The 13,487-nt window shown below is 70.9% G+C and carries 12 protein-coding genes; 7 read left to right on the top strand and 5 right to left on the bottom strand.

What is annotated here, in order from left to right; all coding sequences use genetic code 11:
- Positions 1–362 precede the first annotated feature (362 nt).
- Positions 363–995: a uridine kinase gene (locus AV521_RS21480; protein ID WP_076090264.1), complete on the top strand. Its 633-nt coding sequence runs from the start codon at positions 363–365 to the stop codon at positions 993–995.
- Between the two features lie 33 nt (positions 996–1,028).
- On the opposite strand, the gene corA is transcribed toward AV521_RS21480, so the two are convergent.
- Positions 1,029–2,156, bottom strand: a complete 1,128-nt coding sequence (gene corA, locus AV521_RS21475) for a magnesium/cobalt transporter CorA (RefSeq protein WP_076090093.1) — start codon at positions 2,154–2,156, stop codon at positions 1,029–1,031.
- Positions 2,157–2,418: 262 nt separating this feature from the next.
- Between corA and AV521_RS21470 the strand changes: the two genes are divergently transcribed.
- The gene (locus tag AV521_RS21470) at positions 2,419–3,213 is read left to right on the top strand and encodes a class I SAM-dependent methyltransferase (protein WP_076090092.1); all 795 of its coding nucleotides are present in this window, start codon (positions 2,419–2,421) and stop codon (positions 3,211–3,213) included.
- A gap of 125 nt (positions 3,214–3,338) precedes the next feature.
- On the opposite strand, the gene AV521_RS21465 is transcribed toward AV521_RS21470, so the two are convergent.
- Both AV521_RS21465 and AV521_RS21460 read right to left on the bottom strand, forming a co-directional pair.
- Entirely contained in the window at positions 3,339–4,274 is a 936-nt protein-coding gene (locus tag AV521_RS21465; protein ID WP_076090091.1) for a carbohydrate kinase family protein, read from the bottom strand.
- Positions 4,259–5,167 carry a pseudouridine-5'-phosphate glycosidase gene (locus AV521_RS21460; protein ID WP_076090090.1) on the bottom strand — a complete coding sequence of 303 codons (909 nt, stop codon included), beginning with the start codon at positions 5,165–5,167 and terminating at the stop codon, positions 4,259–4,261. Before AV521_RS21460 ends, AV521_RS21465 begins: the two co-directional genes overlap by 16 nt.
- 98 nt (positions 5,168–5,265) lie before the next feature.
- Here AV521_RS21460 and AV521_RS21455 point away from each other — a divergent pair, with 98 nt between their 5' ends.
- Positions 5,266–5,697: a VOC family protein gene (locus AV521_RS21455; RefSeq protein ID WP_076090089.1), complete on the top strand. Its 432-nt coding sequence runs from the start codon at positions 5,266–5,268 to the stop codon at positions 5,695–5,697.
- 58 nt (positions 5,698–5,755) lie between these two features.
- On the opposite strand, the gene AV521_RS21450 is transcribed toward AV521_RS21455, so the two are convergent.
- Positions 5,756–6,310, bottom strand: a complete 555-nt coding sequence (locus AV521_RS21450) for a methylated-DNA--[protein]-cysteine S-methyltransferase (RefSeq protein WP_076090088.1) — start codon at positions 6,308–6,310, stop codon at positions 5,756–5,758.
- A gap of 41 nt (positions 6,311–6,351) precedes the next feature.
- Positions 6,352–7,224: a glycerophosphodiester phosphodiesterase family protein gene (locus AV521_RS21445; RefSeq protein ID WP_076090087.1), complete on the bottom strand. Its 873-nt coding sequence runs from the start codon at positions 7,222–7,224 to the stop codon at positions 6,352–6,354.
- Between the two features lie 280 nt (positions 7,225–7,504).
- On the opposite strand from AV521_RS21445, the gene AV521_RS21440 reads away from it, so the two are divergent.
- From AV521_RS21440 to AV521_RS21425, 4 genes are all read left to right on the top strand, one after another.
- Complete coding sequence (locus tag AV521_RS21440; RefSeq protein WP_076090086.1) at positions 7,505–8,383, top strand: MHYT domain-containing protein; 879 nt, start codon at positions 7,505–7,507, stop codon at positions 8,381–8,383.
- Positions 8,384–8,424: 41 nt separating this feature from the next.
- Positions 8,425–10,563 (top strand): excinuclease ABC subunit UvrB, encoded by a 2,139-nt coding sequence (gene uvrB / locus AV521_RS21435; protein ID WP_076090085.1) that lies wholly within the window; start codon positions 8,425–8,427, stop codon positions 10,561–10,563.
- 157 nt (positions 10,564–10,720) lie between these two features.
- On the top strand, positions 10,721–11,299 hold the full coding sequence (locus AV521_RS21430) for a TerD family protein (protein WP_076090263.1): 579 nt from the start codon (positions 10,721–10,723) through the stop codon (positions 11,297–11,299).
- Between the two features lie 57 nt (positions 11,300–11,356).
- The gene (locus AV521_RS21425; RefSeq protein WP_076090084.1) at positions 11,357–13,429 is read left to right on the top strand and encodes a TerD family protein; all 2,073 of its coding nucleotides are present in this window, start codon (positions 11,357–11,359) and stop codon (positions 13,427–13,429) included.
- Positions 13,430–13,487: the final 58 nt, after the last annotated feature.

Raw genomic sequence — 13,487 nt, 5'->3', positions numbered from 1 at the left:
ACACCCGCGTACGGTGCCCGATCCGTCCCCGGCCCCGCGCCCCTGATGCCCGGCGGGTGTGAGCAGCACTCGGTCGACGGGCCCGTGCGACCGTTCCCGCAGCCGCTCCAGTCCCGCGGTGTGCGCCCGCGCGAAGGAGCGGATCTCCGGTGGGAACGCCGCCGGGTCCTCCCTCGCCAGCCGCCCGTCCGCGCCGAGCAGATTCGTAAACAGCCCCGCCGCGACCAGTCGGTTCACCCCCGCCTCGGCGAGCCCGTCGAGCAGTTCGCCGGCCGCCTTCACGAAGAACCCGGCGCACCGCCCGCCCCTCCCAGCAGGCTCTGCTGTCACGTCACTCCCCGCCACCCGGCATCATGGGCCCTGTGCGACTCGAAGCGATCACCTGGGACCGGCTCGCCGAGCTGCTCGCCGACCGGCTGACCGGACTGGAGCCGGCCGATGGGGGCGCCTGGCCGCGTGTCGGCTTCGACGGGGCCCCGGCAGTCCGGCCCGGTGATCTCGCCTCGCGGGTCGGGGAAGCGCTGCGGGTACGCGGTCGGCCCTCGCTCGTGGTCGGCGCCGAGGGCTTCCTGCGTCCCGCTTCACTGCGCCTGGAACACGGGCGGCGGGATGCGGAGTCGTACTACGGCGGATGGTTCGACACCGGCGCCCTGTGGCGCGAGGTCTTCGGCCCGCTGGACCCCGGCGGCAGCGGACGTATCCTGCCCGACCTGTGGGATCCGGTCACCGACCGGGCCACCCGCAGCCCCTATGTCCAACTTCCGCCCGGCGGGATCCTGTTGCTCCACGGCCCCCTTCTGCTGCGCCACTGGTTCCCCTTCGACCTGACCGTGCACCTCCTCCTCTCCCCGGGCGCGCTGCGCCGCCGCACCCCGGAGGCCGACCACTGGACACTCCCCGCTTTCGAGCGCTACGAGAACGAGAGCGACCCCGCCGCCCTGGCCGACGTCCTGGTACGCGCCGACGACCCACGCCATCCCGCCTGGAGCGGCTGAGCCGCACGTCCCGGCCGCCGGGGCCTCCGCGGCTCAGAGCCAGCCGTTGCGCCGGAAGCCCCGGTACAGCACCAGACACGCCCCCGCCATGACGACCATGACCAGCGGATAGCCGAACCGCCAGTGAAGCTCCGGCATGTGGTCGAAATTCATGCCGTACACCCCGCACACCATCGTCGGCACGGCGATCACCGCGGCCCAGGCCGTGATCTTCCGCATGTCCTCGTTCTGCGCGACGGTCACCTGCGCGAGATGGGCCTGCAGGATCGAGTTGAGCAGTTCGTCGAACGCGGCGATCTGCTCCTTGGCCCGGATCAGATGGTCGAGCACGTCCCGGAAATAGGTCTGTATCTCCGGTGCGACGACTCGTATGGGCCGGGTGGCCAGGTCCTCCACCGGGCGGCCCAGCGGCACCACCGCCCGCTTCAGCTCCAGCAGTTCGCGCTTCATCTGGTAGATACGGCCCGGGTCGAGCCGTGCGCCGTTCTCCGAGAACACCTCCGTCTCGACCTGGTCGATGTCGGCCTGCACCGCGTCCGTGACGTTCAGATAGTCGTCGACGACATGGTCGGCGATCGCGTGCAGCACCGCCGCCGGGCCCTTCGAGAGCTGGTACGGATGTGCCTCCAGTTCCTCGCGCAGGGGACCCAGTGAGCCGTGCCGGCCGTGGCGGACCGTGATGACGAAGTCCTCGCCGACGAACACCATGATCTCGCCGGTGTTCACGACCTCGCTGGTCGCCGTCAGCTTTTCGTGCTCCACATAACAGACGGTCTTGAACACCGCGAAGAGCGTGTCCCCGTAGTGCTCCAGCTTCGGGCGCTGATGGGCCTCGACCGCGTCCTCCACCGCCAGTGGATGCAGGTCGAACAGCTCGGCGATGCCCGCGAACTCACGGTCCGTCGGCTCATGCAGCCCCAGCCAGACGAACCCCTCGCGGGTCTTGCGCACCATCCGCACGGCGTCCACCAGGTCCGTGCACTGCGGTACCCGCACACCGTCCTGGTACGTCACGCAGTTGACCACCGACGAGCCCAGCGGTGACCTCGCGGGATGACTCAGGTCCACGCGCGGCCGCCGCCGGGCCAGCCGCGCCACCTTGCGCAGGCCGCCGACCCTGCCCAGCCCCGTGACCTTCCGCAGATTCCCCGCCATGGACATCTGGATCTCCTCGCATGGATCTCCTCGTGCGACGCTTTCGCGCCTTGCGGTGCAAGTCTGCCAGCCGAGAGCAAGGCGCGGGGAAGGCTGTGGGAACAGGATGTTCCGCTTGGTTCCCGCCTGTGGAGGGACGGGTGCCCGCCTCTGGAGAATCGATTCCCGAGTGTGGACGGCTCGGTTGCCGCTCCTCGACGGATCGGTCCTGGCCAAGGAAGGAGCGTCCGCTGATCCGGACAAGCCGGGCGACTGGGATGATCGTGGTATGACGCGATCCGACGGGTACCTCCTGGACAACCGGCAGAACGAGGCGGGACAGCGCTTCGACGCCCTCGCGGCCCTCTTCGACCCCACGACCTTCCGGCACATCGAGGCGCTCGGCATCGGGCCCGGCTGGCGCTGCTGGGAGGTCGGGGCCGGCGGCACCTCCGTGGTGTCCTGGCTGGCCGAGAAGGCGGGTCCTTCCGGCAAGGTCGTCGCGACCGACATCGACACCTCGCGGATCGCCTCCGCCGCTCGTCCGCCGGTGGAGGTCCGCGTCCACGACGTCGGCGCCGAGGAACCGCCGGGCGAGGGCTTCGACCTGGTCCACGCCCGGCTCGTCCTCGTCCATGTCCCGGACCGGGCAAGGGCGTTGCGGTCCATGATCCGGGCCCTGCGGCCCGGCGGCTGGCTGTTGGTCGAGGACGCCGACCCCGCCCTCCAGCCCCTGCTCTGCCCCGACGAGTACGGCCCTGAACAGCAACTGGCCAACCGGCTGCGCCAGGGCTTCCGCAAGCTGCTCGCCGAACGCGGCGCCGATCTGTCGTACGGCCGCAAAGTCCCGCGTCTGCTGCGCGAGGCCGGCCTGAGCGGGGTGGAGGCGGATGCGTTCTTCCCGGTGACGTCACCTGCCTGCACCGCTCTGGAGGCCGCGACGGTCCGTCAGATCCGGGACCGGCTCGTCACCGCCGGACTCGCCACCGACGAGGACATCGACCGGCACCTCGCAAACGTCGAGGCCGGTGCCATGGACCTGGCCACCGCACCGATGATCTCGGCGTGGGGGAGGAAGGCCTAGTTGCCTGCCGATCCGGGCGGGATATGCCCGTGCCGCGCACATTCGGCTGCTCCGCCTCGGCGTTCGCGCTGCCGGGCGGGCCGAGCCCCAGCTGCCCGCCCGGGTCCTGACGCGACGGCAGCCGGCTAGCCGGCGCGTCCCGCACACGGCGGCCTGCCGCCCACCCGTTGGACGGCCTCCGCGCCTGCCCGGCAGCCCCGTGTCGCCGCCTCCTCCGGGCCCGCGCCCGCGAGCAGGGCTGCGAGGAACGCGCCGGTGAAGGCGTCCCCGGCGCCCGTGGTGTCCCGAGGCACCGCCGGTGTCGCCGGGACCCTGACCGGCGCGTTGCCGGAGCGGGCCACCAGCGCACCGTCCGCGCCCGCCTTGGCCACGACCAGCGGAACGAGACGGCTCAGCTTGGCCGCCGCGTCCACCGGATCCGGCAGCCCGGTCAGCAGACACGCCTCGTCCCGGCTGGGCAGCAGCACGTCGAGCTTCTCCGCGAACGCCAGGAAGCGGTCCACGCCCAGCCGCACCAGGAAGCCTGCCGACGCCGGATCCAGGCTGACCGGCACGCCACGCGTGCGTGCCGCCGCGAGCGCCGTCCCGGCCAGCTCCCGGCTCGGCTCCGTGAACAGCAGATAGCCCGACAGGTGCAGCCGGGCCACGCCGTCGAGCAACGCGTCCGACCAGTCGGCGGGTTCGAGCCGCAACGAGGCCCCGCTGTCCGTGAGGAACGTGCGCTCCGCCGCCGCACCCGTGTCGACGAGACAGATCACCGTCCCGGTCGCCGCCGCCGGATCGACCACCAGGCGGGGCCGCACCCCGGCCGCGACCAGCTCACGCTCGTGCCACGCGGCCGCGTCCGCGCCCACCCGCCCGAGCAGCCGTACGTCCGCACAGCCCGTGTGCGCGGCCCAACAGGCCACGTTCGCACCCGCGCCGCCCGGCACCGTCCGGATCGCGGCGGCCGTGTCGGTGCCGGCCGCGAGCGGCCCCTGGTGCCGGGCGACCACATCCGTGACCACATCACCGACGACCAGCAGGGCCTCGCCCCCACCCGTGGTCACCTGCTGGTCCACGCTGTGGCGATCCGCGCCGCCAGCCGTACATTGCCGCGCACGGCCGCCAGATTCGCGCTCAGGGAAGCGCCGTCGGTGTGCCGGACCAGGTAGTCCAGCAGGAACGGGGTCACGGCCTGCCCGGTGATGCCCTGCTCCGCGCAGGCGCGCAGCGCGTCGGCGAGCACGCGCGCGTGCAGCGCGGGATCGAGCTGCTCCGCCTCGGGGACGGGATGGGCGACGATCAGGGCCGACTCCGGCGCGTCGAGTGCGTCCTGGGCCCGCATGACGTCCGCGACCTGATCCGGGGTGTCCAGCCTCCAGTCGACCGGATGCCCCGAATCCGAGAGATAGAAGCCGGGGAACCGGTCCGTGCCGTACCCGGCGACGGCCACGCCCAGGGTCTCCAGCCGCTGCAGGGTCGCGGGCACGTCCAGGATCGACTTCACGCCCGCGCAGACCACGGTGATCCTGGTACGGGCCAGCAGACCCAGGTCGGCCGACTCGTCCTGGGTCACCGTCCACTCCCGGTGCACACCGCCCAGCCCGCCGGTGGCGAACACCCGGATGCCCCCGAGCGCGGCCAGCTGCGCCGTCGCCGACACCGTGGTCGCGCCGCTCACGCCGGCCGCCACGGCGAGTGGCAGATCGCGGTGGCCCAGCTTACGGATGCCGTCCTCGTTCGCGATCCGCTCCAACTGCTCCTTGTCCAGGCCGACGCGGGGGCGGCCGTCGAGCACGGCGATGGTCGCCGGTACCGCGCCCTCCCGCCGCACGGCGTCCTCCAGCTCCAGCGCCACCTGCAGGTTGCGCGGGCGGGGCAGACCATGCGCGATGATCGTGGACTCCAGGGCCACCACCGGTCGCCGCGCGTCGATCGCTTCCCGGACCTCTTCCGACACCACCAGCACCACGCACCGCCTCCTGTCCGTCGGCTTTTCCTCATCTCTGGCGGGCCCCGGCGGCCGCTAAACGCTTGCGGCCTGTGGGGGACGCCACCAGCCTGGACCGCATGACGAAGAACAGAATGCGTCTCGACCACGTCGTCCTGTGGGTGGCCGATCCGCTCGCCGCGGCCCGCTTCTACCAGGAGACCGTCGGCCTGGAGCCCGTGCGGGTCGCCGAGTTCGCCGAGGGAAAGGCCGCGTTCCCGTCCGTGCGCGTCAACGACGAGACCATCCTGGACCTCGCCCCGCTCGCCATCGCGGAACGCATGAAGATGCTGCCCGGTGCGGCCGACAGCGCCGGCCACCCGGTCAACCACATCTGTCTGTCCCTGCCCGCCGACGCCTTCGACACTCTGCGCACCCGGCTGGCGGAGCACGGCGTACCCCTGAGCGACATCGGTCACGACTCGTTCGGCGCCCGCGGCAAGGCCCCGCGCAGCTTCTACTTCCGGGACCCCGATGGCAACGTCTTCGAGGCCCGGCACTACGACGAGTAGCCGCAGCCGGTCGCAGACGAGCGGAAGGGGCTGGCCGGAGGCGAGTGGCCGGTCCCGGTCAGAACAGCGGCTCGGGCAGCACGCCCTCCAGGGCGAGCAGCCTGCGCTTGGTCTCCAGCCCGCCCCCGAAGCCGCCGATGCCGCCGTCGCTCTCCACCACCCGGTGACACGGCACGACCACCGGCAGCGGATTGGCACCCATCGCCGCGCCGACCGCCTGCGCCCCGCCCGGCTGCCCGACCCGCCCGGCAAGATCGCCGTACCCCACCACCGTGCCGTACGGCACACCGGCCGCCAGCTCGCGCAGCACCTGCCGGTTGAAGCCGGAGATCAGCGACCAGTCCAGCGGCAGGTCGAAGTCGTGCCGCTCGCCCGCGAAGTACGCCCGCAGCTGGCGTATCGCCTCCGCCAGCAGCGGCGAGTCCGGATCCTCCACAGGAGCGCCGCCCAGCCGGTCGGCCAGCCGTTCCACGGCGCGGTCGCGCACCGCGTCCGTGGCGTGGAAGACCACGTTGACCAGGCCGTCCCGGGTCGCTGCCAGCATCAGCGGCCCGACGTCCGTGCCCACCACGGCCCACACGACCCGCTGTTCATCCTGCCCATGGCTGTCCATGCGCCCACGGTACGGCCCGCCACTGACAACGCCCGCCGCGATCAGTTCGAACCCAGCGCCGCCTTCACCACGTCGGGCTTGTTGGTGATCATCCCGTCGACGCCGTAGCCCGCGACCCGGCGGGCGGTGGCCGCGTCGTTCACCGTCCAGGCGAACACCCTGAGCGGCTCGTCGTGCGGCCCCTCGAAGGAGTGCACAGCCGAGACGTACCCCTTGGAGAGAGATCCGTACGACGGGTTGATCAGATCGGTGAAGCGCGCGTACTGATGCATCTGTGCCGCGGTGGGTGACCCGAGGTAGGCGGTGGTGATCGCGGGCCGCAGCTCGTGCACGGTCCGGATGCTGTCGGCGCTGAAACTCTGCACGATCAGCCGCCTCAGATGCTTCTGGTCGAGCCAGCCCTCGTTGCCGAGCTGCTTCAGGATCTGCTGCTCGAGGCGCGGATACAGCTCCGGGTTCTTGATCTCCAGGAGCAGCTTCTCGTGGTTGTGCTCGATGCGGCACATGTAGTCCCTCAGCGTCGGCACGCGCGTGCCCGCGTACGCGGGGGAGTACCAGCTGCCCGCGTCCAGGCGCGCGATCTCGGCCGCGGTGAAGTCCTTGACCTTCCACGGCGCCCTGTCGGGGAAGACCTGCTCGACGTTCGTGGTGCGCTGCAGGCTGTCGTCGTGGATGACGACCAGCTCGCCGTCCTTGGTGCGCTGGACGTCGTTCTCGACCCACGTGAAGCCCAGCTGCGCGGCCTTGTCGATCGAGGCCAGCGTGTTCTCGGGGGCGTACGCGGAGGCACCCCGGTGGGCGATCACCGTGGTCTCGCCCACTTCACCGGCCCGGGCGTCGGAGGTGGGGCTCAGCAGCAGGGCCACCGTCCCCAGGACCGCGGCGGCCGTGGCGGCAACTACGCGCGCGTGCATGCAGACTCCTCGCGTCGAGCGAATACGGACAGCAACCAGACTGACAGCAGACGGTCAACGACACCCGCGTGCACGATGGCCACACACTCAATGGAGATGTCCAAGCTCGCTCACGGATGCCGCACAACTGCGGCAAGGCCGTGTTTCTTTGCCGGAAAATCGTTCGACCATTCCGGCGGGGGCCATACTCTCTGCGACAACCCTGACCGCGCGGGCGGTCCTGGGCCGGGGGAACATTTCGAGGATTCCGGGACGCAAGAGGGCGGAAGGGCAGCCGCGGATGCAAGGCACGGTCGACGGATTCAGCTACGGGGCCGTCACCCCGTTGGTGGCCTATCTGATGGCCTGCCTCGGCGGCGCCCTCGGCCTGCGCTGCACCACACGGTCCCTGCTGGTCACGCACTCCTGGCGACCCGCCTGGCTGGCTCTCGGCTCGGCCGCGATCGGCTCCGGTATATGGACCATGCACTTCGTCGCCATGATGGGCTTCGCCATCAAGGAGGCGCCGATCCACTACGACAAGCCGATCACCTACGCGAGCCTCGGCCTCGCCATCGTCATGGTCGGTGTCGGGATCTTCATCGTCGGCTACCGGGGCGCGACCGGCGCCGCCCTGTTCACCGGCGGCACGATCACCGGTCTGGGCGTCGCCTCGATGCACTACCTCGGCATGGCGGGCGTGCACTTCCACGGGCACTTCACCTACAACACGCTCACCGTCGCCGCCTCCGTCGTCATAGCGGTCGTGGCCGCCACCGCCGCCCTGTGGGCCGCCGGGCGCGTCCGGGGCTTCATGTGGAGCGTGGGGGCGAGCCTCGTCATGGGGCTCGCGGTCAGCGGTATGCACTACATGGGCATGGCAGCCCTGGGCGTCCATCTCGACGGCACGCCCCACGCCGCCGGAGGTGCGCCGGAGCCGTCGGTGCTCGCGCCCATGCTGATCGGCCCGCTCGCTTTCCTGCTCCTCGCGGGCATCGTCGTGATCTTCGATCCGCTGATGATCATGGGCCGTCCCGTCCCGATGCCCGTCGAGCAGAAACCGGGTGTCCCGGCTGCCGCCGTCGCCTCCCACCCGGAACGTCGTCCCGCTCTGCACGAGGGAGGCCGTCCGGTCCGCAGGGCCGAGCACCATGCCTCCCGGACCCCGCAGAACCGCTGATCCGGGCACCGTTGTCAGTGGGGGGTCGTACGGTGGATGACATGCGGCCCGTTTCCCACATCGAACGCACGGTGGCGCCTTTCGAGGTCGTCAGCCCCTACCAGCCCAACGGCGACCAGCCGGCGGCCATCGCCGCGCTGGCCCAGCGCATCGAGGCCGGTGAGAAGGACGTCGTCCTGCTGGGCGCGACCGGCACCGGCAAGTCCGCCACCACGGCGTGGATGATCGAAAAGCTCCAGCGCCCCACGCTCGTGATGGCGCCGAACAAAACGCTGGCCGCCCAGCTGGCCAACGAGTTCCGCGAGCTGCTGCCGAACAACGCGGTCGAGTACTTCGTCTCGTACTACGACTACTACCAGCCCGAGGCCTACGTCCCGCAGTCGGACACGTACATCGAGAAGGACTCCTCGATCAACGAGGAGGTCGAGCGGCTGCGCCACTCGGCGACGAACTCGCTGCTCACCCGCCGCGACGTCATCGTCGTCGCCTCGGTGTCCTGCATCTACGGCCTCGGTACTCCGCAGGAGTACGTGGACCGGATGGTCCCCCTCAGGGTCGGTGAGGAGATCGACCGCGACGAGCTGCTGCGCCGCTTCGTCGACATCCAGTACACGCGCAACGACATGGCCTTCACCCGCGGCACCTTCCGGGTCCGCGGCGACACCATCGAGATCTTCCCGGTCTACGAGGAGCTGGCCGTCCGTATCGAGATGTTCGGCGACGAGATCGAGGCACTGTCCACACTGCACCCGCTCACCGGCGAGATCATCAGCGACGACCAGCAGCTGTACGTCTTCCCCGCCTCCCACTACGTCGCCGGCCCCGAACGCATGGAGCGGGCCATCAACGACATCGAGAAGGAACTGGGGGAGCGCCTTGCCGAGCTGGAGAAGCAGGGCAAGCTCCTGGAGGCCCAGCGCCTGCGGATGCGTACGACGTACGACATCGAGATGCTCCGCCAGATCGGCTCCTGCTCCGGTGTGGAGAACTACTCGATGCACTTCGACGGCCGTTTGCCCGGCTCCCCGCCCAACACCCTGCTGGACTACTTCCCGGACGACTTCCTGCTCGTCATCGACGAGTCGCACGTCACCGTCCCGCAGATCGGCGCCATGTACGAGGGCGACGCCTCCCGCAAGCGCACCCTCGTCGACCACGGCTTCCGCCTGCCCTCCGCGCTGGACAACCGCCCCCTGAAGTGGGAGGAGTTCCAGGAGCGCATCGGCCAGACCGTCTACCTCTCGGCCACCCCGGGCACGTATGAGATGTCGCGCTCCGACGGCGTCGTCGAGCAGATCATCCGGCCGACCGGCCTGGTCGACCCGGAGGTCGTGGTCAAGCCCACCGAGGGTCAGATCGACGACCTGGTGCACGAGATCCGCAAGCGCACCGAGAAGGACGAGCGCGTCCTCGTCACCACACTCACCAAGAAGATGGCCGAGGACCTCACCGACTACTTCCTGGAGCTCGGCATCCAGGTGCGCTATCTGCACAGCGACGTCGACACCCTGCGCCGCGTCGAGCTCCTGCGCGAGCTGCGCTCCGGGGAGTACGACGTCCTGGTCGGCATCAACCTCCTGCGTGAGGGCCTCGACCTGCCCGAGGTGTCCCTGGTGGCGATCCTGGACGCCGACAAGGAAGGCTTCCTGCGCTCGGGCACCTCTCTGATCCAGACCATCGGCCGCGCGGCGCGCAATGTCTCCGGCCAGGTCCATATGTACGCCGACAAGATCACCCCGGCGATGGAGAAGGCCATCGAGGAGACCAACCGCCGCCGGGAGAAGCAGATCGCCTACAACACGGCCAACGGAATCGATCCGCAGCCGCTGCGCAAGAAGATCAACGACATCGTCGCGCAGATCGCCCGCGAGGAGGTCGACACCGAGCAGCTCCTCGGCTCCGGCTACCGCAAGTCCAAGGACGGCAAGGGTGCCAAGGCCCCCGTCCCGTCGCTGGGCGACAAGGCAGCCAAGGGCGCGAAGGCCGGGAAGGCCGCCAAGGGCAAGGCGGTGCCCACGGACCGCCCGGCGGCCGAACTCGCCGAGCAGATCGAGGAGATGACCGAGCGCATGCGCGCCGCCGCCGCGGAACTGCAGTTCGAGATCGCGGCCCGGCTGCGTGACGAGGTCTCGGAGATGAAGAAGGAACTGCGCCAGATGCGAGAAGCGGGCCTCGCCTGAGCCCCCGCCACCCCGCCGGACCTCGGCGTATGCGCCAAGTGTTGCAACACCGACACAAAGCGCGGGCCGGGGTTCGGCACTGTCGGTGCCCCTGCGTAGGGTTCTGGACAACCGCGCACTGCGCGGCAACAGGGGACCTTCGAGAGGGGATTCAGTGGTGTCCGTCAACTTGAGCAAGGGTCAGGCCATCAGCCTGGAGAAGAAGGACGGGGCCACCCTGACCGCGGTCCGCATGGGGCTCGGCTGGCAGGCGGCGAAGCGGCGCGGCCTGTTCGGTACCCGCACCCGCGAGATCGACCTGGACGCCTCGGCCGTCCTCTTCGCCGAGAAGGAGCCGGTCGACGTCGTCTTCTTCCGCCACCTGGTGAGCGACGACGGTTCCGTCCGCCACACCGGCGACAACCTCGTCGGCGGCGTCGGTCAGGGCGGCGACGACGAGGCGATTCTCGTGGACCTGCAGCGCGTTCCGGTCCACATCGACCAGATCATCTTCACCGTCAACTCCTTCACGGGCCAGACCTTCCAGGAGGTGCAGAACGCGTTCTGCCGCCTCGTGGACGAGACCAACGGCCAGGAACTCGCCCGCTACACCCTGGACGGCGGAGGCGACTACACCGCCCAGATCATGGCGAAGGTGCACCGCGCGGGCTCGGGCTGGACGATGACCGCGCTGGGCACCCCGGCGTACGGCCGCACGTTCCAGGACCTGATGCCGGCCATCCAGCAGCACCTGTAGGACCGCCGCCGCAACCGGCGGGGTGCGTACGACGGAACGACACAGGGGGCGACCGCGATGACGGCCGAGCTGGTGCGAGGGCAGAACCACCCGCTCTCCGAGATCCGACTGGTGATCCGGATCTCGGCCGGGGCACCGGTCCTGGCCGGAGCCACGCTCAGCGACGAGAACGGCACGGTGCACGGCCCCCAGTGGGTGGCCCATCCCGGCGCTCCCGCTCTGCCCGGCGTCGAGGTGTCCCGGCAGGCCGCCCCCGAACACCGGCTGGTGGTCGACCTGGGCGCCCTGCCGGAGGCCGTGCACCGCGTCGACGTCTTCCTTGCCCTGCCCGCAGGGACCGAAGGACCGCTCCGGTTCGGTGCCGTCGCCGCCCCGCACACCACGGTCGAGGGCCTCGACGGCACCGAACTCGTCTGTTACACCCTCACCGGCCTGGACAGCGAGACGGCCGTACTGGCTCTGGAGCTGTATCGCAGACAGGGCTCCTGGAAGGTGCGCGCGATGGGCCAGGGCTACGCGGCCGGCCTCGCGGCACTCCTCGCCGACCAGGGACTGCGCGAGGCCACCGACCTCGCGACCGCTGTCCACGGAGCGTCGGCCCACGCCCATGAGCCATCGACCCACGGCTCGTCCCGCTCCCTGCCGACACCGCCCTCCGCAGCGTCACCGCACGACACCGCGGCCTGCGCACCGCGCGACACCTCCGCGACCGTGCCGCACGACGCGTCCGCCGCCACGGCGCACGACACCCCGGCTGCCACGCCCTACGACCCATACGGGTCCGAGTCGCAGGACACCCCCGCCTCCGGGACGGCCGGGCAGACATCCTCGTCCGGCCCGCAACGGCCGGAGCCGGCATCCTCGTACGACGCGCCGGACCCGTACGACGCCCAGGCGTCCGGCACCGCCCCGCAAGACCTCGGCGGCCGGGTCGACTACACACACCCCGGCCGCGGCCCGCACGGCACACCGCCACCGGCGGCTCCGGCCGCCGAGGACCGGCCCGCACAGCCCGTCGCGGGCGACGCCGCGGGCTGGTCGATGGAGGAGCGGCTGTACAACCAGATCTGGGGCATGTTCGAGGACCTGGCGCGCACGACGGCCGCGTACCGCAGCGCCGTCGACTTCGCCGACTCCCGCCTGGAGAAGGAACTCGACCAGGCCCTCGCCGACCCCCGCGGTCGGCTCGGCAGCGCGGGTGACGCCGCGCGCGAGGCGGCCCACAACCGCCGGACGCAGCTGGTGGACCAGGCGCGCGCGGTCATCGACCGCGACCTCGCCCAGCTCACCGCCGAGTCCGAGGTGGTCGAGCCCGCGCTTCCGCCCGCCTACGCCCGTTGGGACAACCCCGTCTGGCACGGCTACCGCGTCCCCGCCGAGCCCCCGATGGCTCTGCGCCTCGGCGATCTCCATCTGCCCGAGAGCGTGCCGCTGCGCATCCCCCTGCTGGTCAGGCTTCCGCTCGAACGCGGCCTGTGGCTCGACAGCGGTGCGGGGGCGGCCGACGGCTTTCCGGACTCCGCCGAGCTACGGCACCTTGCCCTGGAGGCGGCCGTGGCGATCGCGGTGCGGTTGCTCGCCGTGCATCCGGCGGGGGACTTCGCCGTGCAGGTCATCGACCCGGCCGGCGCCGGGGCCGCCGCGTTCGACCCGTTGCTGCGGAGCGGCGTGCTCGCCGTGCCTCCCGCGGCGGGGGCCGCGGGGGTGACGGAGCTGCTGGAGCGGCTCACCCGGCGGGTCGACCTGGTGCAGATGGCGTTGCGCGCCGACGCGCCCGAGTCCCTGCCGGCCGACGTCGACACCGCGCGTCAGCTGCTGATCGTCCACGACTTCCCGCACGGTTTCGACGACCGGTCGGTGACCCGGCTGCGCTACCTGGCCGACGAGGGGCCCGCGGTCGGTGTGCACCTCCTGCTGGTGGCGGACCGCGAGGACGCCACCGCCTACGGCCCCCTGCTCGATCCGCTGTGGCGTTCGCTGCTGCGACTCACGCCCGTCCCCGACGACCACTTCGCCGACCCCTGGGTCGGGCACGCCTGGACCTACGAACCTTCGCTGGTGCCGGCGGGCAGCCAGATCGCGCACCAGGTCCTCACCGAGGTGGCCAGAGCCCTGACCAAGCACAGGTAAAGGAGTCTGACCAGGTGCTTTGGTTCTGATTTTGCCTTTCTCTTTACCTTTCTTTGGT

This window comes from Streptomyces sp. IMTB 2501, assembly GCF_001953885.1.
GTDB lineage: Bacteria > Actinomycetota > Actinomycetes > Streptomycetales > Streptomycetaceae > Streptomyces.
The sequence above is the reverse complement of the archived record's forward strand: the minus strand, read 5'-3'. Positions and strand labels throughout refer to the sequence as shown.

Coding starts and splice junctions, on each gene's coding strand:
- AV521_RS21425 (WP_076090084.1), top strand. CDS start 11,357: ATGACGGCCGAGCTGGTGCGAGGGCAGAACCACCCGCTCTCCGAGATC.
- AV521_RS21440 (WP_076090086.1), top strand. CDS start 7,505: ATGCAAGGCACGGTCGACGGATTCAGCTACGGGGCCGTCACCCCGTTG.
- uvrB (WP_076090085.1), top strand. CDS start 8,425: ATGCGGCCCGTTTCCCACATCGAACGCACGGTGGCGCCTTTCGAGGTC.
- corA (WP_076090093.1), bottom strand. CDS start 2,156: ATGTCCATGGCGGGGAATCTGCGGAAGGTCACGGGGCTGGGCAGGGTC.
- AV521_RS21450 (WP_076090088.1), bottom strand. CDS start 6,310: ATGGACAGCCATGGGCAGGATGAACAGCGGGTCGTGTGGGCCGTGGTG.
- AV521_RS21470 (WP_076090092.1), top strand. CDS start 2,419: ATGACGCGATCCGACGGGTACCTCCTGGACAACCGGCAGAACGAGGCG.
- AV521_RS21455 (WP_076090089.1), top strand. CDS start 5,266: ATGACGAAGAACAGAATGCGTCTCGACCACGTCGTCCTGTGGGTGGCC.
- AV521_RS21445 (WP_076090087.1), bottom strand. CDS start 7,224: ATGCACGCGCGCGTAGTTGCCGCCACGGCCGCCGCGGTCCTGGGGACG.